We start from the raw sequence: 23,840 nt of genomic DNA, 5'->3' as shown, positions 1-23,840 counted from the left end.
AGGCAATGTAATGGAGGGTGGGAGTGAAAGACAGTCCGGTTCAGGAATGTGGCCGACAGCATATCGGCCACATATTTACAGAAATTAACGCACGTTGGCGCAGGTTAGGCAAAACGCATAACGGTTTTGCGGGTCGTTAAACGCTGCCAGCTTGTCGCTTTCGCTTTTCACGGTAGAGGCTACCGAAGCCAGTGGGGCAGGTAACATGGCCTGGAGCGCATCTGGCAACATCGCCCGGACAGAACCTGACATGTTGTCCATCACTTTGTCGAAGAAGGTCGGTTCATCGACGTAATATTCCAGATGCCACTGCTTCAGTTTTGCCAGTTCTGCCGCTTTTGCGACCGCATCATCGAAATCACCGAGGCTATCGACCAGACCGTTAGCTTTCGCATCCTGACCAGTCCAGACATGCCCCTGAGCGATTTTATCAATCTGTTCCGGCGTCGATTTGCGCGCATCGGCAACCAGCGTGATAAAGCGTTTGTAGCCATTCTCAATGCTTAACTGCATCATCTGCTGCGCTTCCGGCGGCAGTGCTTTAGTGATGGAAACATCCGCCAGCGGTGAAGTTGAGACGCCATCGGTATGAACACCAATCGAATCCAGACTGTTTTCGACGGTAGTGATCACGCCGAAAATACCAATAGAGCCGGTCAGGGTGCTGGGGTTAGCCACAATGTAATTAGCCGGAGTGGAGATCCAATAGCCGCCGGATGCCGCCATGCCGCCCATTGACACAACCACAGGTTTGCCCGCTGCTCTGGCTGCTGCCAGTTCAGAGCGGATCACCTCAGAGGCCGTAACGCTGCCGCCAGGGCTATTAACGCGCAGAACAATCGCTTTCACTTTTGGATCAAGACGAGCATCGCGGATTTGTGCCGCAGTGGTATCACCGCCTACATTCCCCTGAGTTTCCTCGCCATCCATAATTGCACCATTGGCAAACACTACACCGATGCCATCACCGCTATCTGCCGGAGTTTTCAGTGCGTAATCGTAATAGCTAATGGCGCGATAATTTTTATCCGACTTACTCCAGCCGAACTCTTTGGTCAGGGCTTTTTCGATTTCGGCACTTGACGCCAGCGCATCCACCAGTTTGTTATCCAGCGCATACTTCGCGGTATCGCCGCCAGTTTTGGTTAAACCATCAAGCAAACCTTGCGCCCCAGGGAATACCTGCTGGGCAGGGATCTGGCGGTTAGCGGCAACGGTATTAAGATAGTTTTGCCACAGCTCACCAATCCAGCGACTATCGGCTTCGCGGGCTGCGGGCGACATGTCATCACGAATAAACGGTTCAACGGCAGATTTATACGTACCAACGCGGAACACATGAGTGGAAACTTTTAACTTATCCAACAACGATTTGTAGTACAGACCGTTGGTGGCAAGGCCATGTAGGTCGACCACACCTTGCGGGGAAAGCCAGATTTTATTGGCGAAACTGGCAAGATAATACTGCCCCTGACTGTAGTTCTCGCCAATGGCATAAACCGGTTTACCGCTGTCACGAAACTCTTTCAGAGCTTTGCCGATGTACTGCATGGAAGGCTGATCGCCGCCCGCGAAGTTTTTCAGATCCATCACGATACCGGTGATATTTCGGTCGTCCTTCGCCTGACGAATGGTGTTGACGATATCAAACAGCGAGTTTTCCTGCAGACGATCGGAACTGGCACCAAGCAACTGACGACTTAACTTACTAAACCGCTGCGAACTGTCGGGCTTATCGACGATCACGCCAGAAATATCAAGCAGCAGTGCGCCACGACTGGCGGTTTCTTTCGAATCACCACCGCTGACCTGCATCCAGATCCCAACGCCAACCAGCACGAGAAAAATAAAGAACAGGTTAAGTACCATTTCACGGACGAAATTCAGCAGACGCCACGTCCATTTAAAAAATCCGGCAATAAATCGCCAAAGGGTTCGCATGTATTCTCCCAGACTAAAAGTTACACCTGTTGCAGGTGCAAGTGATGTGGTTATCGTAATGACCCAACCGGCACTTGTCAGCAGGAATCATGGACTGTGCTGTAACAAAATCCACTCTCGTGTTAATTTTGTGAATAAACATCATGACAGGAGTTAATCAAATGGATGCACTCGAACTATTGATCAACCGCCGTAGCGCCTCCCGTCTGGCTGAGCCAGCGCCAACGGGTGAGCAGCTGCAAAATATCCTGCGCGCGGGTATGCGTGCGCCAGACCATAAATCCATGCAACCGTGGCATTTCTTTGTGATTGAAGGGGAAGGGCGTGAGCGTTTCAGCGCCGTTCTGGAACAGGGGGCGATTGCTGCCGGTAGCGATGAAAAAGCAATCGACAAAGCGCGTAATGCGCCGTTCCGGGCGCCGCTCATCATAACAGTGGTGGCGAAATGCGAAGAAAATCATAAAGTCCCGCGCTGGGAGCAGGAAATGTCGGCGGGTTGCGCGGTTATGGCAATGCAAATGGCGGCGGTTGCCCAGGGCTTTGGCGGCATCTGGCGCAGTGGCGTATTAACTGAAAGCCCGGTGGTGCGTGACGCATTCGGCTGTCGCGAGCAGGATAAAATTGTCGGATTTCTCTATCTCGGTACGCCACAACTGAAAGCGTCAACGTCGATAAACATTCCGGACCCGACACCGTTTGTGACTTATTTTTGATAAAAACGGCAAAACTGTGTGGATTGTGAGCAAAGGCGCAGTAATTCAGACACTCTCACTTATCACTTCACGGAATGAGGGTTACCATACCCGGATTGCATTGACAGGAGATGTCCATGAGCGAGAACTCGATTCGTTTGACCCAATACAGCCACGGAGCCGGTTGCGGCTGTAAAATTTCCCCAAAAGTGCTGGAAACTATCCTGCACAGCGAGCAGGCGAAGTTTGTTGATCCGAATTTGCTTGTGGGTAACGAAACCCGCGACGATGCGGCGGTGTACGATCTGGGCAATGGCACCAGCGTTATCAGCACCACCGACTTCTTTATGCCGATTGTTGATAATCCTTTCGATTTTGGTCGCATTGCGGCGACTAACGCCATCAGCGATATCTTCGCGATGGGCGGCAAACCGATTATGGCAATTGCGATCCTCGGCTGGCCGATTAACAAACTGTCCCCGGAAATTGCTCGCGAAGTCACCGAAGGTGGTCGCTACGCATGTCGTCAGGCGGGTATTGCGCTGGCTGGCGGTCACTCCATCGACGCGCCGGAACCGATTTTCGGTCTGGCGGTAACGGGGATCGTTCCAACTGAGCGGGTGAAGAAAAACAGTACCGCACAAGCCGGATGTAAACTGTTCCTGACGAAACCGCTGGGGATTGGCGTTCTTACCACTGCGGAGAAAAAATCACTCCTGAAACCGGAACATCAGGGACTGGCGACGGAAGTGATGTGCCGGATGAACATCGCAGGCGCGTCCTTTGCCAACATCGAAGGCGTAAAAGCGATGACTGACGTGACTGGTTTTGGTCTGCTGGGGCATTTGAGCGAAATGTGTCAGGGCGCAGGCGTACAGGCACGTGTCGACTATGACGCGATCCCGAAACTGCCGGGCGTGGAAGAGTACATTAAGCTGGGCGCAGTACCTGGCGGCACCGAACGCAACTTTGCCAGCTATGGTCATCTGATGGGTGAAATGCCGCGTGAAGTGCGCGATCTGCTGTGCGATCCGCAAACTTCCGGCGGTCTGCTGCTGGCGGTAATGCCAGAGGCTGAAAACGAAGTAAAAGCTACCGCTGCTGAATTTGGTATCGAACTGACGGCGATTGGCGAACTGGTGCCTGCGCGCGGCGGTCGTGCCATGGTTGAGATCCGTTAATTCAATGCGGTTATTTATTGCCGAAAAACCGAGTCTGGCGCGCGCTATTGCTGATGTCCTGCCCAAACCGCACCGTAAAGGCGATGGCTTTATCGAGTGCGGTAACGGTCAGGTGGTGACCTGGTGTATTGGTCACCTGCTTGAGCAGGCGCAGCCAGACGCCTACGACAGTCGCTATGCGCGCTGGAACCTGGCCGATCTCCCCATTGTCCCGGAAAAGTGGCAATTACAGCCACGCCCCTCCGTGACCAAACAACTTAACGTCATCAAACGCTTTCTGCATGAAGCCAGCGAAATTGTTCATGCCGGAGACCCGGATCGCGAAGGGCAATTGCTGGTGGATGAAGTGCTGGATTACCTGCAACTGGAACCGGAAAAGCGCCAGCAGGTGCAGCGTTGCTTGATTAACGATCTGAACCCGCAGGCGGTTGAACGGGCGATCGATCGTCTTCGTTCCAATAGCGAGTTTGTGCCGCTATGCGTTTCTGCGCTGGCGCGAGCGCGTGCCGACTGGTTATACGGCATCAATATGACCCGCGCGTACACCATTCTCGGTCGCAATGCGGGTTATCAGGGCGTACTTTCCGTTGGACGCGTGCAGACGCCTGTGCTCGGGCTGGTGGTGCGCCGCGACGAAGAAATTGAAAACTTCGTGGCGAAAGATTTCTATGAGGTCAAAGCGCATATAGTGACGCCTGCCGATGAGCGATTTACCGCTATCTGGCAACCGAGCGAAGCGTGTGAGCCGTACCAGGATGAAGAAGGGCGCTTGTTGCATCGTCCGCTGGCGGAGCATGTGGTCAACCGCATCAGCGGTCAACCGGCTATTGTCACCAGTTATAACGATAAACGGGAATCAGAATCCGCGCCGTTGCCGTTTTCGCTTTCGGCGTTGCAGATTGAAGCGGCAAAACGCTTTGGTCTGAGTGCGCAGAACGTACTTGATATCTGCCAGAAGTTGTACGAAACGCACAAACTGATCACTTATCCGCGTTCCGATTGTCGTTATTTGCCGGAAGAACATTTTGCCGGACGTCAGGCGGTGATGAATGCTATCAGCGTTCATGCGCCGGGCTTGTTACCGCAGCCGGTGGTTGATCCAGATTTACGCAACCGCTGCTGGGATGACAAAAAGGTCGATGCGCACCACGCCATCATCCCGACCGCGCGGAGTTCTGCCATCAACCTGACGGAGAACGAAGCGAAGGTCTATAACCTGATTGCCCGTCAGTATTTGATGCAGTTCTGTCCGGATGCGGTGTTCCGCAAATGTGTTATCGAACTGGACATTGCCAAAGGAAAATTTGTCGCTAAAGCCCGTTTTCTTGCTGAAGCAGGCTGGCGCACGCTGTTAGGCAGCAAAGAGCGTGATGAAGAAAACGATGGTACACCGCTGCCGGTGGTAGCGAAAGGCGATGAGTTATTGTGTGAAAAAGGTGAAGTGGTAGAGCGGCAAACTCAGCCACCACGTCATTTCACCGATGCAACGCTGCTTTCAGCGATGACCGGGATCGCGCGCTTTGTGCAGGACAAAGATCTGAAAAAGATCCTTCGTGCGACCGATGGCCTGGGGACGGAAGCAACGCGTGCCGGGATTATTGAACTGCTGTTCAAGCGTGGTTTCCTGACCAAAAAAGGGCGCTATATCCACTCCACCGACGCCGGAAAAGCGTTATTCCATTCGCTGCCAGAGATGGCGACACGACCGGACATGACGGCACACTGGGAATCGGTGCTGACGCAAATCAGCGAAAAGCAGTGTCGCTACCAGGACTTTATGCAGCCGCTGGTGGGGACGCTTTACCAATTGATTGATCAGGCAAAACGTACGCCAGTGCGGCAGTTTCGCGGCATAGTGGCACCGGGTAGTGGAGAAGAGAAGAAAAAGGCTTCACCACGCAAGCGAGCGGTGAAAAAAAGCCCGCCATCAGAAGACGCGGGCAGTGGAGCGATAACATAAAGGTCTGATGTAGTAGATTTTTGTAGGCCGGATGCGGCGTTCACGCCGCATCCGGCACAAACGCCTGATGACTTAAATCACGCCTTGCGCCAGCATCGCATCCGCAACCTTCACAAAACCTGCAATATTCGCGCCCTGCACGTAGTTGGTTTGCTCACCTTCACCACCGTGTTCAACACAGGCGTGGTGGATATCCAGCATAATGTGGTGTAAACGCGCATCAACCTTCTCGGCTTTCCAGCCCAGACGCGCAGCGTTTTGCGCCATTTCCAGCCCCGATGTTGCTACACCGCCAGCATTAGCTGCTTTACCCGGTGCAAACAGTACGCCTGCCTGCTGGAACAGTTCAGTTGCTTCAATGGTCGTTGGCATATTTGCCCCTTCCGCCACCGCTTTAACACCATTGGCGATAAGCTGATGTGCGGCGTCAACATCCAGTTCGTTCTGGGTCGCGCATGGCAGGGCGATATCCACCGGCACAGACCACGGCTGTTGGCCTTCGAGATAGACCAGACCAAATTCTTTGGCGTAATCTGCCACGCGACCATCGCGGCTGGATTTGATTTCGATAAGACGCGCCAGTTTCTCTTTCGTGAATCCACTTTCATCAACCACGGTGCCGCTGGAGTCTGATGCTGTAACCACACGAGCACCAAATTCCATCGCTTTTTCGATAGCGTACTGGGCGACGTTGCCGGAGCCAGAAACGGAAACACGCATTCCTTCAAAACCCATACCGTGGCGTTTCAGCATCGCTTCCGTGAAATAAACCAGACCGTAACCGGTAGCTTCCGGGCGAATCAGACTGCCGCCAAAAGATAGCCCCTTGCCGGTGAAGACGCAGGCGGTATTGTTGGAGAGCTTTTTCATCATCCCCGCCATAAAGCCGACTTCACGCCCACCAACGCCGATATCGCCCGCCGGAACGTCGGTATCTGCACCCAGGTGACGGTACAGTTCGGTCATCAGCGCCTGGCAGAAACGCATCACTTCGCCTTCGCTTTTCCCTTTTGGATCGAAATCGCTGCCGCCTTTACCACCGCCCATCGGCAGGGTGGTCAGGGCATTTTTAAAGGTTTGCTCGAAGCCGAGGAATTTAAGAATGGAGAGGTTTACGGACGGATGGAAACGCATACCACCTTTATACGGACCGATGGCGGAGCTGAACTGGACACGCCAGGCGCGGTTAACTTGTACCTGATTGCGATCATCAACCCACACTACGCGAAACTGGATCACGCGCTCCGGTTCAACCAGGCGCTCCAGTAACGACATCTGGCGATATTTTGGATTTTGTTCAAGAAAAGGCCAGAGAGTGGTCATTACTTCACGAACGGCTTGCGCGAACTCGGTTTGATTCGGGTCGCGCTTTTGGACATGGTTGAGGAATGACTCCAGAGAATATGTCTGATCCATAGATATAAAACCCTTATATATTAATACGATTGTGCTTATGTTGTTTATGTCATGTGCTTTTGCAGTTTTCGACTATACCATCAAGAATGTGACGGTAAGCAAGAAAAAAATGACACCGGAAAGCAAATTAATAATGTATGGAAGTTATAAAAGTCACCTAATGTCAGGTGCGTTTTATCAGACCTGGAAAACCGGGCGCATTTTCAAGGGGGATCCGTCGGCTGGATAAGGCGTTCACGCCGCATCCGGCAACCAGACGCTAAAGTTTTCCCGCCTGGTTACCGTTATCAGAACCAGAGGCAACGAAAAATAAGGAGTTTCTTGTGAGTCGAGCATTACTCGCCGTAGCGTTGGTATTTCCATTATTTGCGCTGGCTAACCCGCAATATCGTCCGGATGTGGAAGTGAATGTGCCGCCGGAGGTGTTTAGTTCTGGCGGGCAATCAGCGCAGCCCTGTAACCAGTGCTGCGTTTATCAGGATCAAAATTATTCGGAGGGCGCAGTGATTAAAGCGGAGGGGATACTGCTGCAATGCCAGCGGGATGACAAAACCATTAGCACCAATCCGCTGGTCTGGCGGCGCGTAAAGCCATAAACGCATGAAGTAGTGGAATATCAGCAGGAGCCAGCGGATATTGCAATGCTTCCTCTGGCAGACACCAGACCAGCGCCTGATGTTCGTGTGCCTGTAACGTACCGTGGAAGTCCGGTACGTGCCAGGCATGAAGATGGATAATCCGGCCAGACACTTCCCGCTGATGGCTGGCAACATATTCACCAACCGTTGCGTCAATGCCCAGTTCTTCGCGCAATTCCCGTACCAGCGCCTGTGGCTGACTTTCATCCGGTTCGACTTTGCCACCGGCAAACTCCCATAACCCCGCCTGATCGCTATGGGCGGGGCGTTGTGCGAGTAAAATTTTGCCATCCCGTTCGATAATGGCGGCAACCACTTCAATCATTTTCATAAATTACCCACGGGCAGATAAGCGAAAAATGCCATAATATCCGCACTGTTGCCCGATCAGAAGGGCTTTATATTTAAGGAGTGCCCGTGTTAGACCGCCATCTTCATCCGCGAATTAAACCGTTGTTGCATCAGTGCGTGCGGGTTCTTGATAGACCCGGTATAACGCCAGATGGTTTAACGTTAGTGGGGTTTGCCATCGGTGTGCTGGCACTGCCGTTTCTGGCGCTGGGATGGTATCTGGCGGCGCTGATTGCCATTTTGCTCAACAGGTTGCTTGATGGTCTGGACGGCGCGCTGGCGAGGCGCAGAGGGTTAACTGACGCAGGCGGTTTTCTTGATATTTCTCTCGATTTCCTCTTTTACGCGCTGGTGCCGTTTGGTTTTATTCTCGCCGCACCAGAACAAAACGCGCTGGCCGGAGGCTGGCTGTTGTTTGCGTTTATCGGCACGGGCAGCAGTTTTCTCGCGTTTGCTGCGCTGGCGGCGAAGCACCAGATTGATAACCCCGGCTATGCACATAAATCTTTTTACTATCTGGGGGGATTAACCGAAGGCAGCGAGACGATTTTGCTGTTTGTCCTGAGTTGCCTCTTTCCGGCCTATTTCTCGTGGTTTGCGTGGATTTTTGGCGCGCTGTGTTGGATGACGACATTTACGCGAGTGTGGAGTGGGTATCTGACGCTGAAGTCGCTTCAGCGTCAGTAATTGCCGTGTTATTTGCTACTGTCCGGGGCGCGTTCACCGGTTGCTACCGGATTTTTCGGATCGCTGCTCCATTCATACCAGCCGCCGTCGTAAACGGAGACATTCTTCCAGCCCATTGCGCGCGCATACATAAAGGTTTCTGAGGCGCGCCAGCCGGTGCCGCAATAGAACGAGACTTGTTGATCTGGTTTGATATTCCATGCTTTCAACATAGCGGTAATATCATCGGCGCTACGCATGGTGCCATCCGGGTTATGGAAATCTTCCATATGCGTCGAGTCGCTACCAGCGTGTCCCCAACGTGCTCCGGCTATTTCACCTTTTGGCTTGATGTAGCTGTAACCGCTGGTCGTACCGATAAATTCTGGCCACGAACGAATGCTTACCAGTGAAGCATCCTGACGATGCAGTAGTCCACGTGCCTGCTCCATATCGAGCATCAGTTGCGGTTGCGCCGGGATCTTCACGCCGAAGTCAGGTTCCGGTTTCACTTTCGGTGGCGTACCGCGCTCAACGGGCAGACCCGCATCGGACCAGGTTTGCCAGCCGCCGTCCAGCAGGCGCACATCTTTCACCCCTGCGTACAGCATAATCTGTGCCACGCGCGCTGCGGCGTAAACGTCTCGCCCGTACAGAATGACCGTGGTGTCATGGCGAATGCCGTGCTTTGCCAGCATCGCTTTCAGTTGCTCATCAGAAACTTTGTTCCACAGCGGTTCGCTTTCAACTTCGTTGGTATCGATGTAGTCAGCGCCGGGAATATGGCTGATAAGGTAAAACTTTGGTGCGCCCCAGGCTGCTTCAATGACTTTCCAGTCACCGGCAGGTTTTGCCGTAACCTCTTTACCTTGTTGCAGGTCATGCAGCCATTGCGGGTAAACCAGTTGCTCAAAGTGCGGCAGTTTTTGCAGGCGGGAAGGTTCGCTTAGCGCGTCACTCAGGATGGAGATATGCGTAAAGCCTGCTTTTTGCAGACGCGTTTTGACGGCTTCGACGTCTTTGTCATTACCGTATAACGCCACCGGCACATCGGCTTTCAGGTTATGTTGCTTGATCCACTCGTTGAGCTGTTCGGCGCTCATTTTGTCGAGCCAGCTTGCAGAAAGGTTTAAGGCGGCAGGTTCATGACCTGAAGGGCCATTTAAAGTTTGTGGCCAGCCGTTATAAAACGCGCTGGGGCGAGTATCTATCGCTTTGCCATTTTGTTGTTGAAGCTGGTCAAAAGTAAGAGGCTTCGCCAGTTCAGCGGCCCACGAAGAAGCGCAAGCCAGCCCTAAAGCCATTGCCAGCGCGGTCATTTGAGAAACACGTTTCATCGAAAATCCCGACATTGTAGTTTTGAGTGCGCCATTCTGAACTGGCGCATGAGGAAAAACTTTGCGTTATCGCAGTTTGTTGTAATTTTCTGACCACTGCATCATATCCAGAACCAGGCCACCAGCGGGAACATCCTGGAGATCGTGCGTTACCTGAACGACGGGGATCGCCAGTTCGCGAACTTCGCTGAACACCCACTGGCGAAAACTGTCGCGCAAAGCCACGTCAAGACGGCTGAATGGTTCATCGAGTAATAATGCTTTGGGTTGGGCGAGAAGGGCGCGTAGCAGAGCTACCCGTGCCCGCTGACCACCAGACAGAGTTGCCGGATCCTGATGGAAAGTATCACCAAGTCCCGCGCGCTCAAGCGCATCATTCACGGCATTGTGCCTTGCAACACCTTTGAGTGTCGCCGGTAGCGCCAGCAGTAAATTTTGCCCGACACTGAACTGGTCAAATAACAGCGCATCCTGGAAAAGAATGCCAACCTGGCGCTGTGCAGTCGGCAGCATGTCGATCCGCTGCTCATTGAGCCATAGCTCACCTGTACAAGAAAACTGCCCGGACAGCGCGCCAATCATCCAGGAAAACAGCGTGGATTTACCACAGCCTGATGGCCCCATTAACGTGACAATGTCACCTTTGGTGGCCGTAAAGTTGACGTTCTTTAGTAAGCAGGTTCCTGGCAAACGTAGCGAAACATCTTTCACGCAGAGCATTAGCGGAGTCCTTGTCTGACATAACCTACCCATTTTGCAAGCAGGGCGGTCAGGGCAAAAATAATAAGCGGTAACAGCAGTTGCCATAAAGCCTGGGCGGCGAGGATACCGTTGCTGCCGCCGCTACTTAACGCCACCGCTTCTGTCGTCAGCGTCGGGAAACGTCCCGCACCGAGCCACAGCGTCGGCATATATTGCGCAATACTCACTGAAAATCCGACAGCGAACGCAATTAGCGCGGGGCGTAGCATAAGCGGGAATTTCACATAACAGAATATTTTGGCTTGTGACCAGCCCAGCGTTTGTGCAATCAAAATTAATCGCGAGTCGATGCGCCGCCAGGCGGGTTGCAGGATAAACAGCATCCACGGCATCACCCACAGCAGATGCCCCCAGATCACCGCCGTCCAGCTACCATCCAGGTTGAGCCATAACGCCAGCGTGTATTGACCTGCCACTAATGGCAGTGCCGGTAATAAAATGGGCATCCATAACCATAGCTGGCGACGCTTTGGCCCCCATTCCAGCCACAGCAGTAACAGGATCAACGCGATGAATGTCGCGACCAGAGCCATAGTCAGGCTATTGAGTAGCGCCTCAAGATTGATCGTCGATTGATCCGCGAGGATCGCCAGCAGAACCACACAGAGCACCCCCGTTAATGGTAATAACCTCGCCAGCGTATAGCCGGGCAGTAAAGCCGTGGCTGGTTTGCGAACGCCATCTTCGCGGGGAATGGTGTTCCTCCAGGCGCGCCATAACAGATAGCCCAGCAAAACACAGGTGGCGAGTAACGCCATCAGCAGCAGGCTGGCGAGCGCGCCTTTAATCTGTTGATCTGTATCGCCCTGAGTTAACCACTGCCAGCTAATTACTGCCAGCGTCGGTGGATTACCTGGCCCAAGGATAATTGCTACATCCACGACCGACAGCGTCCATGCGACAATCGCCAGCATCGCCATTGCCAGAGCAGGAGCGACGGAGGGCAACAGCAGCCAGTTCAGGCATTGCCAGCGGCTGTAGCCCAGTGAATCCATCACTATAACCTGCTGTAGCAGCCGTTTTTCACTTAGCACGGCTGACAAGATCCACAGCAGAAATGCGCTTTCTTTCAGCGCCAGAGTGAAACCCAGCCCAATACCTAATTTGTCCATTGGCGGAGTGAAATACGGGAAATAGTCGTAAAGCAGGCCGCCGTCAGCAAAGAGTAGAAGGGCGCTGGTGGCAAAAGCCACGTGGGGAATGGCGAGCAGCCACGGCAGACGGGCGCACAGATGCAGCCATTTTACGCCAGGCCACAGCGCGACAATCACCAGCAGGGCAATCAACAACGCTCCGACCGCCGCGATAGTCGTCGAAACCAGCGTCGCCAGTAATGCCTGTGGTAACTGCGGGTCGGCAAATAACGCCTGCCAGTGCGTCAGCGACAAGGCAGGCGCTATCAGCGTGAAAGCTGCCGGGATTAGCGGTGCGTAAATCACCGCCACCATCGCCCACAGCAGAAAGATTAATGCGTACCGTAACGGCGTAGCCATTCTTGTTCCAGCGCATTTACCCAGCTTGCATGTGGTTCCGCCAGTACCGGCGGCAGATTCTGCGGCATTCTTGATTGCAATGTTTCACGCTGCGTGTCAGGCAGTTTCTGTGGATCGAGAACCGAAGGATCGCCCCAGACAGCGGGATCCGCTTTACGCAGTTGCGCATCGGGTGAGAGCAGGAAGTTGGCGACAACCTTCGCCGCAGCACTGGCATTCGCATTGGCTGGAATGGTGACGAAATGGACGTTGCCAAGCATCCCCTCGCTAAAGCCGAAGCTGTAACTGCTTGCTGGCAAATCACCGCTGGCTATTTTTTGTTGTGCATGAGCGGGGTTAAAGGTTAGCGACAGGCGCAATGTACCGGCTTTCAGCAGAGCATCCATTCGTGCAGGCGAAGGCGGAAAATCCTTTCCTTCGCGCCACAAATACGGATGCAGCGCATCAAGATATTGCCACAAGGGAGCAGTGACACGGGCGAAAGTCGCATCGTCCGGCGCTGCTTTTAATGCGGCGGGGTCTGGCGTCAGCATAATCAGCAACTGTTCCAGAAACGCCGTGCCTGTGAAGTCCGGTGGGCGCGGATAAGTCACCGTGCCGGGATTGGCTTTGGCAAACTCCAGTAACGCTTGCGGTGTTTGTGGTGGCTGTGGCGTAACATCGCGGCGGGCGATAAACGTCAGTTGTGCGCCCCCCCAGGGCGATTCCGCGCCTTCGGTCGGCACAGAAAAATCTTCCCGTACCGGTAGTTGCGTATCGACGTAACGCCAGTTGGGTAGAGCCTCCGCCCAGCCGGTTTGTAATAAATTGGCCTCTTTTAAGGTGCGGAAGTTTTCACCATTTACCCACAGAAGATCCACCGAACCGCCTGTTTTGCGCCCGGCAGCGGCCTCCGTCTGAATGCGTTTTACTGCGTCTGCGGCATCCGCCAGGCGGACAATCTTCAGGTTTATATCGTAATGGGTTTTCATCTCGCCGCTAACCCAGTCGAGATAGCGGTTAATTGCCGTATCGCCGCCCCAGGCGTTAAACCAGACGGTTTGCCCTTTGGCGTCGTTTTTGATTTCCTGCCAGTCACTGGCATGTGTTGCCAAAGAAAACAGCGATAACAATCCCAGCAACCACACACAATGGCGCATCATCTCTCCTTAAGAACGTTTTTCAGGAAGTCGGCACAGCCCCTGAGCGGGAATGTCCATGGCAGAATTAAAACGGGCTGACAGATTTTGCAGGCCGATCAATGCTGTCAGCTCGGTGAGTGCCTGAGCGTCAAAATGGGCAGCCAGTCGGGTACGCAGGGCATCATCGACCGTTGGCGGCGTGACGCTCGCAGCTTCGGCGTATTCCAGCGCCAGCCGCTCCTCATCGCTGAACAGCGGGCTTTGCCGCCAGTCAGCCACCGCCAGCAGTTTGTCAGTGCTACCGGTACGCTCCGCGACTTTCATACTGGTGATATCCACACAAAACTCACACAGACACATTTGTGCAATGCGTGCGCTGACAAGCGATCGCACCACCGGATCGAGCGGTGAGCGTTTGCGCTCCAGCCAGCCGACAAACATCGACACCAGATAAAAGATAAACGGAATTCGCCCCCACCAGCGAATTGGGCTTAGCACCTCGCCATAATGGCGACGATGCAGCCACGCCTGCGGACGTAAAATCAAAGGAATTTTGCTAAGCGGCGGTAAACCCATCAGGCATTCCTCTTCTGGCGTTCAAGCCATATTTTTTTCGCCATAAAAATCACCACGGTCAGGGCAAACAGGATAAACAGTCCGGTGACAAACCAGAATGTGCCGCCCGTTAACATGCTGCCCGCCCAGGAATAGACGATGGTTGCGGGTAGCTGACCAAGCCCGGTGGCGATAAAAAACGAGCGAAAACGTATTGAAGTCAATCCGGCAGCATAGCTGATAGGATCGAAAGGGACAAAAGGCAATAACCGACATACCAGGATGGTGTGTTTGCCGTAGCGGGTAAAAAAGCCGTCCATGCTGTTAAGCACGGTTTTACCGGTTAACTTTTCCACTACTTCGCGACCCATCACTCTGGCGATAAAAAAGCACAGCGCCGCACCTGCCATCGAACTGGTCCACGACAGCAAACCGCCCCAGAATGCGCCAAACAGCGACGCATTGGCAAAGGTTATCAAAAAAGCAGGCAGCGGTGCGGCAATGGCCTGTAAGATCATTAAGAAGAACGAGACCACAGCCGCCTGTGTGCCGTAAGACTGAATAAAACGTTCTATACCCTGTTGATCCACGGCGGCAAATGCCGCAACGCTGCGATTGATAAACTCATGGACGCCGGGAAGCAGCGCCCATGCCAGCAGCACAGCGAACAACAGGATGATGATGGTGGCACGATAGTACCAGATTTTACGCGATTGCATTTTCATCATCCTTTATCCTGGTTTTATTCGGCAATTTTAAAGGTAACCGTTGCCAGCGTGTTATCTGCCGGGAGAACCGACGCATTGCCTTTGAATTGCACTTCACCGCGTTTTTCCACTGCCCCATAAGTGTATGTCGCATTGCTGACGATACCGACCGGGCAGCTATCGAGACACACCAGGCAGCCAGTTTTCTTCTCTTCTGCCGCCGCTAAATTACCGCCAAAGCGCATGTCCAGTTTCTTGCCATTGCTATCGACAATCACCTCATCGAAGGAATACGCTTTTGCCGCCCCTTGCCAGTTGACCGAAATATCCAGTTTGCTGCCCGCCACATGGGTCGTTTCTTTATTATCCATCGTCATGTTTTCGCCCGGCGTGCCACCGGCCTGTTTCAGGGCTTCATAAAATGCTTTCGGGGTCGCATAACCCATAAACAGCGATTTATGTCCGTTGGAGCCATCTTTAAACACAATGCCGTGGCGGGTATCGTCTGTCAGAAAACGACCATTAATTTGCACTAACATGGTGACCGTATGGTTATTGGCATCGACACGCAGTGGCTGGCTGGCGGAAAGCCCGTCGTATTCCACTTTTGCCACCGTATTTTCTTTTTGATCGCAGCCACTAAGCCCTGCGGTTGCCAGTAAACACAGTGCAGCCAGTCCTTTTTTCCATGACGCTGAATAATGTTGCAACATCGTTCTATCCTTCATTTTTGGGGTGAGTAAGTGGGCTGCGGCGTGAAGCAGACAGATCCACATGTTTGTGTCGGGCGTAGAGTCTGGCGAACTGAACGAGAATAAACAGCGCCAGTCCTGCCAGACAGAGTTTTAAAATAAAGCGCAGCGTAATGCCCTCACTGGCGAGATCGCTTGCCATTACGGTATAAATAACTATTCCGGGCAGAGTAGTTAATGCCGAAATAAGGGTATAAGGCCAGAAGGCGATGGCGGTTAATCCATAAGCATAATTTTGAATATTGTAAGGAAATAGCGGGATTAAGCGGGTCAAAATAAGAAAATCGATACCGTTACGCGTAATACCTTTTTCTATGGCCTGAAAAGTGTGGCTATGACCAACGTATTTCAGCAGTAAATCACGTCCCAGCCAGCGTGCCAAAAGGAAGGAGCATGACGAGGCCAGCGTGGCGGCAATTAATGAAAGAAACGTCCCTAAGAGCGGGCCAAAGACTATTCCTCCGGCGATCACCAGTATGCTACCCGGTAACAGAAAGAGAGTGGCGATGATGAATAACAGAATATAGAGGCTATAACCGAAAAATCCGCTCTGGCGAATAAGCGCCTGTAAGTGAGGTAAATCGGTGAGCAGATCGAATAAACCGAAAGTGTGGATAGCGTAAATGACCAGCGCAAAAATAAGACAGGCAAAAAGAAATTTACGCTCAGCGTTCATCGTGGAGTTTCCTATATCAAACTTGATAATAGAGAAGTGGTCAGACAACTAAAAACGCAGTGACGGTATAACAAAGGACGGCGGGCAACAAATCATTACTGACAGTTTGTTGATTTTTCTCAAGGTTAATTCTCCTGACCCAGAGTGAGCCAGGAGAACAGAGAAATTAGCGGCGGAAGGTCGCCCACACTGGGGCGTGATCGGACGGTTTTTCCATGCTGCGAATTTCATAGTCGATGCCGGTTTCTACGCAACATTCTGCCAGCGGTTGGCTGGCGAGAAGCAGGTCGATGCGCAGACCACGGTTATCGTCAAAACCTTTTGAGCGGTAATCAAACCACGAGAAACGATCTGCCGTTTCCGGGTTCGCATGGCGGAAAGTATCCACCAGACCCCAGCTAATCAGTCTCTCCATCCATTCGCGTTCTTCTGGCAGGAAAGAACATTTACCGGTACGCAGCCAGCGTTTGCGGTTCTCTTCGCCAATGCCGATATCGAGGTCTGTAGGGCTGATATTCATATCGCCCATAATCAGCACCGGATTCTCACGCTTGAGTTCGGTTTCCAGGTAGTTTTGCAGGTTCTGGTAAAACTGCGCTTTCGCCGGGAATTTAATCGGGTGGTCGCGGCTTTCACCCTGCGGAAAGTAGCCGTTGATCACGGTGACATTGCCCAGCGGCGAGGGAATTTCCGCCATAATAATTCGTCGTTGAGCCTCTTCGCCGTCGCCGGGGAAGCCGCGACGCACAGCAATCGGCGTCTCTTTGGTCAGCAGCGCCACGCCATAATGGCCTTTCTGCCCGTGATAAAAGACGTTGTAGCCAAGCTTTGCTACTTGTTCGAGCGGAAACATATCATCATGAACTTTTGTCTCCTGCAAACCAATCACATCCGGTTGGTGCTTTTCGACGATGGCTTCAAGCTGGTGTGGTCTGGCGCGCAGACCGTTGATATTAAAAGAGACAAATTTCATAGTCGCTGCCATTTATTCAGATAAAGAGTGCGTGGATGTTAGCAGAAATTCGCCGTGCTTACTGCCTGTTGTTAAGTGATTTGATCGATGGTTGTTAATGATGCCAACGATGGCGCAAAAAATGCCCGTTTTTGGTGCAGTTGCGTCAGCATGGCGCAGTAATTTCCAGTAAATTTCGTCAACGATCACAATTCCAGAATTATATTTTACTTCTGCATAACATTTCGTTTTTTATTCTTTTTATTCATCAGTATCGCAAACGTATTCACTTTATATGCACTTCAGGTGCATATCGCTGGGTTGTAACGCCTTGATTTCCAGTTAACTGCCGCCGTTTATGCACTTTTACCACTGGCTGGCACGAACCCTGCAATCTACATTTACAGCGTAAACGCTACTTATTATTAACATATAAATAACTATTTATTTACTGTGGGGGTCGCTATGTCTCAGCCAATTACGCGTGAAAACTTTGATGAATGGATGATACCTGTTTACGCTCCGGCACCGTTTATTCCGGTACGTGGCGAAGGTTCGCGCTTGTGGGATCAGCAGGGGAAAGAGTATATCGACTTCGCGGGTGGCATTGCAGTGAACGCACTGGGTCATGCGCATCCGGAACTGCGGGAGACGCTGAACGAGCAGGCGAGTAAGTTCTGGCATACCGGTAATGGTTACACCAACGAGCCAGTATTACGGCTGGCGAAAAAGCTCATTGACGCGACGTTTGCCGATCGCGTGTTCTTCTGTAACTCCGGCGCGGAAGCCAACGAAGCGGCGTTGAAACTGGCGCGCAAATACGCTCACGACCGCTACGGTAGCCATAAGAGCGGCATCGTGGCGTTTAAAAATGCTTTCCACGGGCGCACGCTGTTTACCGTTAGTGCCGGCGGGCAGCCAGCCTATTCACAGGATTTCGCGCCACTGCCGCCGGATATCCGCCATGCCGCGTATAACGATATTAATTCTGCCAGTGCGCTGATTGACGACTCCACCTGCGCGGTGATTGTCGAGCCAGTACAGGGCGAAGGCGGCGTGGTGCCAGCCAGCAAGGCATTTTTGCAGGGATTGCGTGAGTTATGCGATCGCCACAATGCATTGCTGATTTTCGATGAGGTACAAACCGGCGTCGGGCGTACCGGTGAACTTTATGCCTATATGCACTACGGGGTGACGCCCGATCTGCTGACCACCGCTAAAGCTCTGGGCGGAGGTTTCCCGGTTGGTGCGCTGCTGGCAACCGAAGAGTGCGGTCGGGTGATGACCGTTGGCACTCACGGCACCACCTATGGTGGTAATCCGCTGGCCTCGGCGGTGGCGGGTAAAGTGCTTGATCTCATCAACACGCCAGAGATGCTTAATGGTGTCAAACAGCGTCACGACTGGTTTGTTGAGCGTCTTAATATCATTAATCATCGCTGCGGTTTGTTCAGTGAAATTCGCGGATTAGGTCTGTTGATTGGCTGTGTGCTGAATACGGATTACGCCGGGCAAGCGAAACAGATCTCTCAGGAGGCGGCGAAAGCAGGCGTGATGGTGCTGATTGCGGGTGGCAACGTGGTGCGTTTTGCGCCGGCGCTCAACGTCAGCGAAGAAGAGGTGACGACCGGACTGGATCGCTTTGCCGCTACTTGCGAACGCTTTGTTAGCCGGGGTTCATCATGATGGTCATCCGTCCCGTTGAGCGCACCGATGTCGCAGCCTTAATGCAGCTTGCAGGTAAAACGGGCGGCGGCCTGACGTCGCTCCCTGCCAATGAAGCCACGCTTTCGGCGCGTATCGACAGATCCATTAAAACCTGGCAGGGCGAATTACCCGAAAGCGAGCAGGGTTATGTGTTCGTGCTGGAAGAGAGCGAGACAGGCACCGTGGCGGGTATTTGCGCTATTGAGGTGGCTGTCGGGCTAAACGATCCCTGGTACAACTATCGCGTCGGTACGCTGGTTCACGCTTCGAAAGAGTTGAATGTCTATAACGCGCTACCGACGCTGTTTCTCAGTAATGATCACACCGGAAGCAGTGAGTTATGCACGCTGTTCCTCGACCCGGAGTGGCGCAAAGAGGGCAATGGCTATTTGCTGTCGAAATCGCGCTTTATGTTTATGGCGGCTTTTCGTGACAAGTTTAACGACAAAGTGGTCGCCGAAATGCGCGGGGTGATTGATGAGCACGGCTATTCGCCGTTCTGGCAAAGCCTCGGTAAACGCTTCTTTTCGATGGATTTTAGCCGCGCTGATTTTCTCTGCGGTACTGGTCAAAAGGCGTTTATCGCTGAACTGATGCCAAAACATCCGATCTATACGGACTTTTTATCCCAGGAAGCGCAGGACGTTATCGGCCAGGTGCATCCGCAAACAGCCCCCGCGCGTGCGGTGCTGGAAAAAGAAGGTTTTCGCTACCGTAACTATATCGACATCTTCGACGGTGGGCCGACGCTGGAGTGCGACATCGACCGTGTTCGCGCCATCCGCAAAAGTCGGCTGGTGGAAGTCGCGGAAGGGCAGCCAGCGCAGGGGGATTTCCCGGCCTGTCTGGTCGCCAATGAAAATTATCACCATTTCCGCGTGGTACTGGTGCGTGCCGATCCGGCAACCCAGCGTTTGATTTTAACCGCCGCACAACTGGACGCTCTCAAGTGCCACGCCGGGGAGCGCGTTCGTCTGGTGCGCCTGTGCGCAGAGGAGAAAACAACATGACTTTATGGATCAACGGCGACTGGGTGACGGGGCAGGGCGAACTTCGCGTGAAGCATAATCCGGTATCGGGCGACGTATTATGGCAAGGCAATGATGCCGATGCCGCTCAGGTGGAGCTGGCTTGTCGTGCTGCTCGCGCCGCGTTTCCGCGTTGGGCGCGGCTCTCCTTTGGCGATCGTCAGGTAAGAGTTGAACGCTTTGCCGGACTGCTGGAAAGCAATAAAGCCGAATTAACGGCGATTATTGCCAGAGAAACAGGCAAACCGCGCTGGGAAGCGGCAACCGAAGTGACGGCAATGATTAATAAAATCGCTATTTCAATCAAGGCATATCACGTGCGCACGGGCGAGCAGCGCAGCGAAATACCAGATGGGGCGGCGAGTTTGCGCCATCGCCCACACGGCGTACTGGCGGTGTTTGGACCGTACAATTTCCCAGGGCATTTGCCGAACGGGCATATCGTTCCGGCGCTGCTGGCAGGCAACACAATTATCTTTAAACCCAGCGAACTGACACCGTGGAGCGGCGAGGTGGTAATGCGCTTATGGCAGCAGGCTGGCTTGCCGCCGGGTGTGCTGAATCTGGTGCAGGGGGGGCGCGAAACGGGTCAGGCGCTGAGTGCGCTGGAAGATCTCGACGGTTTGCTGTTTACCGGCAGCGCCAACACTGGCTACCAGCTGCATCGCCAGCTCTCCGGTCAGCCGGAAAAAATCCTCGCCCTCGAAATGGGCGGCAATAACCCGCTGATTATTGATGACGTGGCGGATATCGACGCCGCTGTCCACCTGACTATTCAGTCAGCATTTGTCACTGCCGGGCAACGCTGCACTTGCGCCCGCCGTTTAATGCTGAAAAGCGGGGCGCAGGGCGATGCGTTCCTTGCTCGCCTGGTTGCCGTTAGCCAGCGGTTAACGCCGGGTAACTGGGATGACGAACCACAGCCGTTTATCGGTGGGCTGATTTCTGAACAGGCCGCGCAGCAGGTTGTTACCGCCTGGCAGGAACTGGAAGCGATGGGCGGGCGAACCCTGCTTGCGCCACGTTTGCTGCGCGCAGGAACATCATTGCTGACGCCGGGGATCATCGAAATGACGGGCGTTGTGGGCGTGCCGGATGAAGAAGTGTTTGGGCCGCTATTGCGCGTCTGGCGTTATGACACCTTTGATGAGGCGATTAAGATGGCGAATAACACTCGCTTTGGTCTCTCTTGCGGGCTGGTTTCACCGGAGCGGGAAAAGTTCGATCGACTGTTACTGGAAGCGCGGGCGGGGATCGTCAACTGGAACAAACCGCTTACCGGCGCTGCCAGTACTGCACCATTCGGCGGCGTTGGCGCTTCCGGCAACCATCGCCCCAGCGCCTGGTATGCCGCAGATTATTGTGCCTGGCCGATGGCTAGCCTGGAGTCAGACACGTTAACGTTGCCTGCGACGCTTAACCCCGGTCTGGATTTCTCCGATGAGGTGGTGCCATGAACGCCCGGGAAGTGAATTTCGACGGGTTGGTGGGGCTGACACATCATTACGCGGGCCTGTCGTTTGGTAATGAAGCCTCTACCCGTCACCGTTTTCAGGTCTCTAATCCGCGACTGGCGGCAAAACAGGGTTTACTGAAAATGAAAGCCCTTGCTGATGCGGGATTCCCCCAGGCGGTGATCCCTCCGCACGAGCGACCGTTTATCCCGGTTTTGCGTCAACTGGGATTCAACGGCAGCGATGAACACGTGCTGGAAAAGGTTGCCCGTCAGGCTCCGCACTGGCTTTCCAGCGTCAGTTCCGCTTCGCCAATGTGGGTAGCGAATGCAGCTACGGTAGCGCCATCCGCTGATACGCTGGATGGCAAAGTGCATCTGACCGTCGCCAACCTGAACAATAAATTTCACCGTTCGCTGGAAGCGCCCGTCACCGAATCGCTGTTAAAAGCGATTTTTAACGATGAAGAGAAGTTCACCGTTCATTCTGCTTTGCCGCAGGTGGCGATGCTGGGGGATGAGGGGGCGGCAAACCACAATCGGCTCGGTGGTAACTATGGCGATCCCGGTATTCAGCTTTTTGTGTACGGGCGAGAAGAGGGCAATGGCACGCGACCTTCCCGTTATCCGGCGCGGCAAACCCGTGAAGCCAGTGAGGCGGTCGCCAGGTTGAATCAGGTGAATCCACAGCAGGTGGTTTTTGCCCAGCAAAACCCGGACGTTATCGACCAGGGTGTTTTTCATAATGATGTCATTGCGGTGAGTAACCGCCAGGTGCTGTTTTGCCATCAGCAGGCGTTCGCCCGCCAGGCGCAATTACTGGCAAACCTGCGCGCGCGGGTGAACGGTTTTATGGCGATAGAAGTTCCGGCTGCACAGGTTTCCGTAGCGGATGCTGTCTCGACTTATCTGTTTAACAGCCAGTTACTGAGCCGTGATGATGGTTCGATGGTGTTGGTGCTGCCGCAGGAGTGTCGGGAACACGCTGGGGTATGGCGTTATCTCAATGAATTGCTTGCTGCCGATAACCCGATAAGCGAACTGAAAGTTTTTGATTTGCGCGAAAGCATGGCAAACGGCGGCGGCCCTGCGTGCCTGCGGTTACGCGTGGTGCTGACGGCAGAAGAATATCAGGCGGTAAATCCGGCAGTGATGATGAACGATACCTTGTTTAATACGCTCAATGGCTGGGTGGATCGCTACTATCGCGATCGTCTTACTGCCGCCGATCTTGCTGACCCGCAATTGCTGCGTGAAGGAAGGGAAGCTCTGGATGCACTGACTCGTTTACTGAATCTCGGTTCGGTTTACCCGTTTCAGCGGGAGGGAGGGGGTAATGGATAATTTTCTTGCCCTGACTTTAACGGGCAAAAAGCCAGCCATAACAGAGCGGGAAAACAACGGTGTCCGCTGGCGCTGGCTGGGCGACGGGCTGCTGGAACTGACGCCGTTAACGCCACCGCAGGGTGCGCTGGTGATTTCTGCGGGAATACACGGTAATGAAACCGCGCCGGTAGAAATGCTCGATGCTTTGCTTGGCGCGATTCTCCACGGCGAGATCCCTCTACGCTGGCGGCTGCTGGCGATCCTTGGAAATCCCCCGGCGCTGAAGCAAGGGACACGTTATTGCCATAGCGATATGAATCGAATGTTTGGCGGACGCTGGCAGCGATTTGCCGAAAGCGGCGAAACGTGCCGTGCGCGCGAACTGGAACAGTGTCTGGAAGATTTTTATGAACAGGGTAAAGAGTCTGTTCGCTGGCACCTTGATCTGCATACCGCGATTCGTGGTTCGTATCACCCACGGTTTGGTGTTTTACCGCAACGTAATATTCCCTGGGACGAAAACTTTCTGACATGGCTGGGTGCGGCAGGGCTGGAGGCATTGGTGTTTCACCAGGCGCCGGGGGGCACGTTTACCCATTGTAGTGCCGAACATTTCGGTGCACTGGCGTGTACGCTGGAACTTGGTAAAGCATTGCCATTTGGCAAAAACGATCTTCGCCAGTTTTCACCCACCGCCAGCGCGATTGCTGCGCTGTTATCTGGCGTGAGTGTCGGTACTGAGAGAACGTCGCCGCTACGCTATCGGGTCGTTTCGCAAATTACCCGCCACTCATCATCCTTCGAACTGCATATGGCAAGCGAGACGCTGAACTTCACGCCGTTTAAGAAAGGAACGTTGTTGGCGCAGGATGGTGAGGAACATTTTACTGTGACTCATGATGTTGAGTATGTGTTATTCCCTAATCCATTGGTGGCGACGGGATTACGTGCGGGATTAATGCTGGAAAAAATAACCTAATACTTGCCCGCAGAAATCATTCTGCGGGTATTTACTGGCTTTTTAATGAAATAATGCGGATTAATCCTGGTTATTTGCTTTATTTATCACCAGTCATCAGGTATAGTTCTTCATAATTTCTGCAAAATCAGTGTGTTGTAATATTTC

Annotated in this window: 22 protein-coding genes; 10 read left to right on the top strand and 12 right to left on the bottom strand. The window is 53.4% G+C overall.

Features of this window, described 5'->3' with window-relative positions; genetic code table 11:
- Positions 1 to 84 precede the first annotated feature (84 nt).
- A complete protein-coding gene (gene sppA / locus C3D30_RS10765) occupies positions 85 to 1,941 on the bottom strand; it encodes a signal peptide peptidase SppA (RefSeq protein WP_001259801.1) in 1,857 nt (618 codons plus the stop codon).
- A 161-nt stretch (positions 1,942 to 2,102) separates the two neighbouring features.
- On the opposite strand from sppA, the gene C3D30_RS10755 reads away from it, so the two are divergent.
- From C3D30_RS10755 to topB, 3 genes are all read left to right on the top strand, one after another.
- Positions 2,103 to 2,654: an NAD(P)H nitroreductase gene (locus C3D30_RS10755; protein WP_105286875.1), complete on the top strand. Its 552-nt coding sequence runs from the start codon at positions 2,103 to 2,105 to the stop codon at positions 2,652 to 2,654.
- A gap of 116 nt (positions 2,655 to 2,770) precedes the next feature.
- Positions 2,771 to 3,814 carry a selenide, water dikinase SelD gene (selD, locus tag C3D30_RS10745; protein WP_001298241.1) on the top strand — a complete coding sequence of 348 codons (1,044 nt, stop codon included), beginning with the start codon at positions 2,771 to 2,773 and terminating at the stop codon, positions 3,812 to 3,814.
- A gap of 4 nt (positions 3,815 to 3,818) precedes the next feature.
- Positions 3,819 to 5,774 carry a DNA topoisomerase III gene (gene topB / locus C3D30_RS10740; RefSeq protein WP_105286874.1) on the top strand — a complete coding sequence of 652 codons (1,956 nt, stop codon included), beginning with the start codon at positions 3,819 to 3,821 and terminating at the stop codon, positions 5,772 to 5,774.
- A 72-nt stretch (positions 5,775 to 5,846) separates the two neighbouring features.
- On the opposite strand, the gene gdhA is transcribed toward topB, so the two are convergent.
- Complete coding sequence (gene gdhA, locus C3D30_RS10735; protein WP_000373052.1) at positions 5,847 to 7,190, bottom strand: NADP-specific glutamate dehydrogenase; 1,344 nt, start codon at positions 7,188 to 7,190, stop codon at positions 5,847 to 5,849.
- Between the two features lie 323 nt (positions 7,191 to 7,513).
- Between gdhA and C3D30_RS10725 the strand changes: the two genes are divergently transcribed.
- Positions 7,514 to 7,786: a YnjH family protein gene (locus C3D30_RS10725; RefSeq protein ID WP_105286872.1), complete on the top strand. Its 273-nt coding sequence runs from the start codon at positions 7,514 to 7,516 to the stop codon at positions 7,784 to 7,786.
- Here C3D30_RS10725 and nudG read toward each other — a convergent pair.
- Positions 7,746 to 8,159, bottom strand: a complete 414-nt coding sequence (gene nudG / locus C3D30_RS10720) for a CTP pyrophosphohydrolase (RefSeq protein WP_105284794.1) — start codon at positions 8,157 to 8,159, stop codon at positions 7,746 to 7,748. The two genes, C3D30_RS10725 and nudG, sit on opposite strands and share 41 nt — an antisense overlap.
- Before the next feature lie 86 nt (positions 8,160 to 8,245).
- On the opposite strand from nudG, the gene C3D30_RS10715 reads away from it, so the two are divergent.
- Entirely contained in the window at positions 8,246 to 8,866 is a 621-nt protein-coding gene (locus tag C3D30_RS10715) for a CDP-alcohol phosphatidyltransferase family protein (RefSeq protein ID WP_010348804.1), read from the top strand.
- 8 nt (positions 8,867 to 8,874) lie between these two features.
- Here the strand turns inward: C3D30_RS10715 and ynjE are convergent, their stop codons facing one another.
- The 9 genes from ynjE to xthA all read right to left on the bottom strand — a co-directional run bounded on the left by ynjE (position 8,875) and on the right by xthA (position 17,221).
- Positions 8,875 to 10,182, bottom strand: a complete 1,308-nt coding sequence (gene ynjE, locus C3D30_RS10710) for a thiosulfate sulfurtransferase YnjE (RefSeq protein WP_105286871.1) — start codon at positions 10,180 to 10,182, stop codon at positions 8,875 to 8,877.
- Positions 10,183 to 10,248: 66 nt separating this feature from the next.
- Positions 10,249 to 10,902 (bottom strand): ATP-binding cassette domain-containing protein, encoded by a 654-nt coding sequence (locus tag C3D30_RS10705; protein WP_105286870.1) that lies wholly within the window; start codon positions 10,900 to 10,902, stop codon positions 10,249 to 10,251.
- Positions 10,902 to 12,437, bottom strand: coding sequence for an ABC transporter permease family protein (locus tag C3D30_RS10700; protein ID WP_105286869.1), 1,536 nt, complete (start codon positions 12,435 to 12,437; stop codon positions 10,902 to 10,904). Before C3D30_RS10700 ends, C3D30_RS10705 begins: the two co-directional genes overlap by 1 nt.
- The gene (locus tag C3D30_RS10695) at positions 12,410 to 13,576 is read right to left on the bottom strand and encodes an ABC transporter substrate-binding protein (protein ID WP_105286868.1); all 1,167 of its coding nucleotides are present in this window, start codon (positions 13,574 to 13,576) and stop codon (positions 12,410 to 12,412) included. The genes C3D30_RS10700 and C3D30_RS10695 overlap by 28 nt, the downstream gene beginning before the upstream one ends.
- Before the next feature lie 9 nt (positions 13,577 to 13,585).
- On the bottom strand, positions 13,586 to 14,134 hold the full coding sequence (locus C3D30_RS10690) for a carboxymuconolactone decarboxylase family protein (protein WP_105286867.1): 549 nt from the start codon (positions 14,132 to 14,134) through the stop codon (positions 13,586 to 13,588).
- Positions 14,134 to 14,841, bottom strand: a complete 708-nt coding sequence (locus C3D30_RS10685; protein WP_021550676.1) for a TVP38/TMEM64 family protein — start codon at positions 14,839 to 14,841, stop codon at positions 14,134 to 14,136. The genes C3D30_RS10690 and C3D30_RS10685 overlap by 1 nt, the downstream gene beginning before the upstream one ends.
- 14 nt (positions 14,842 to 14,855) lie before the next feature.
- Positions 14,856 to 15,533: a lipoprotein YdjY gene (gene ydjY / locus C3D30_RS10680; RefSeq protein ID WP_000939194.1), complete on the bottom strand. Its 678-nt coding sequence runs from the start codon at positions 15,531 to 15,533 to the stop codon at positions 14,856 to 14,858.
- Between the two features lie 4 nt (positions 15,534 to 15,537).
- The gene (locus C3D30_RS10675) at positions 15,538 to 16,248 is read right to left on the bottom strand and encodes a TVP38/TMEM64 family protein (RefSeq protein ID WP_010356792.1); all 711 of its coding nucleotides are present in this window, start codon (positions 16,246 to 16,248) and stop codon (positions 15,538 to 15,540) included.
- Between the two features lie 166 nt (positions 16,249 to 16,414).
- The gene (gene xthA / locus C3D30_RS10670) at positions 16,415 to 17,221 is read right to left on the bottom strand and encodes an exodeoxyribonuclease III (RefSeq protein WP_000673948.1); all 807 of its coding nucleotides are present in this window, start codon (positions 17,219 to 17,221) and stop codon (positions 16,415 to 16,417) included.
- 444 nt (positions 17,222 to 17,665) lie between these two features.
- On the opposite strand from xthA, the gene astC reads away from it, so the two are divergent.
- The 5 genes from astC to astE are packed head-to-tail and all read left to right on the top strand — an operon-like array spanning position 17,666 to position 23,693.
- A complete protein-coding gene (astC, locus tag C3D30_RS10665; RefSeq protein ID WP_105286866.1) occupies positions 17,666 to 18,886 on the top strand; it encodes a succinylornithine/acetylornithine transaminase in 1,221 nt (406 codons plus the stop codon).
- Positions 18,883 to 19,917 (top strand): arginine N-succinyltransferase, encoded by a 1,035-nt coding sequence (astA, locus tag C3D30_RS10660; protein ID WP_000989448.1) that lies wholly within the window; start codon positions 18,883 to 18,885, stop codon positions 19,915 to 19,917. The genes astC and astA overlap by 4 nt, the downstream gene beginning before the upstream one ends.
- Positions 19,914 to 21,392 carry a succinylglutamate-semialdehyde dehydrogenase gene (gene astD / locus C3D30_RS10655; protein ID WP_105286865.1) on the top strand — a complete coding sequence of 493 codons (1,479 nt, stop codon included), beginning with the start codon at positions 19,914 to 19,916 and terminating at the stop codon, positions 21,390 to 21,392. Before astA ends, astD begins: the two co-directional genes overlap by 4 nt.
- On the top strand, positions 21,389 to 22,732 hold the full coding sequence (astB, locus tag C3D30_RS10650; protein WP_105286864.1) for an N-succinylarginine dihydrolase: 1,344 nt from the start codon (positions 21,389 to 21,391) through the stop codon (positions 22,730 to 22,732). Before astD ends, astB begins: the two co-directional genes overlap by 4 nt.
- Positions 22,725 to 23,693 (top strand): succinylglutamate desuccinylase, encoded by a 969-nt coding sequence (gene astE / locus C3D30_RS10645; protein ID WP_000368468.1) that lies wholly within the window; start codon positions 22,725 to 22,727, stop codon positions 23,691 to 23,693. The genes astB and astE overlap by 8 nt, the downstream gene beginning before the upstream one ends.
- The last annotated feature ends 147 nt before the right edge of the window (positions 23,694 to 23,840 follow it).

Source organism: Escherichia sp. MOD1-EC5433 (assembly GCF_002966005.1).
GTDB lineage: Bacteria > Pseudomonadota > Gammaproteobacteria > Enterobacterales > Enterobacteriaceae > Escherichia > Escherichia ruysiae.
This window is presented reverse-complemented; position numbering and strand designations above follow the sequence as displayed.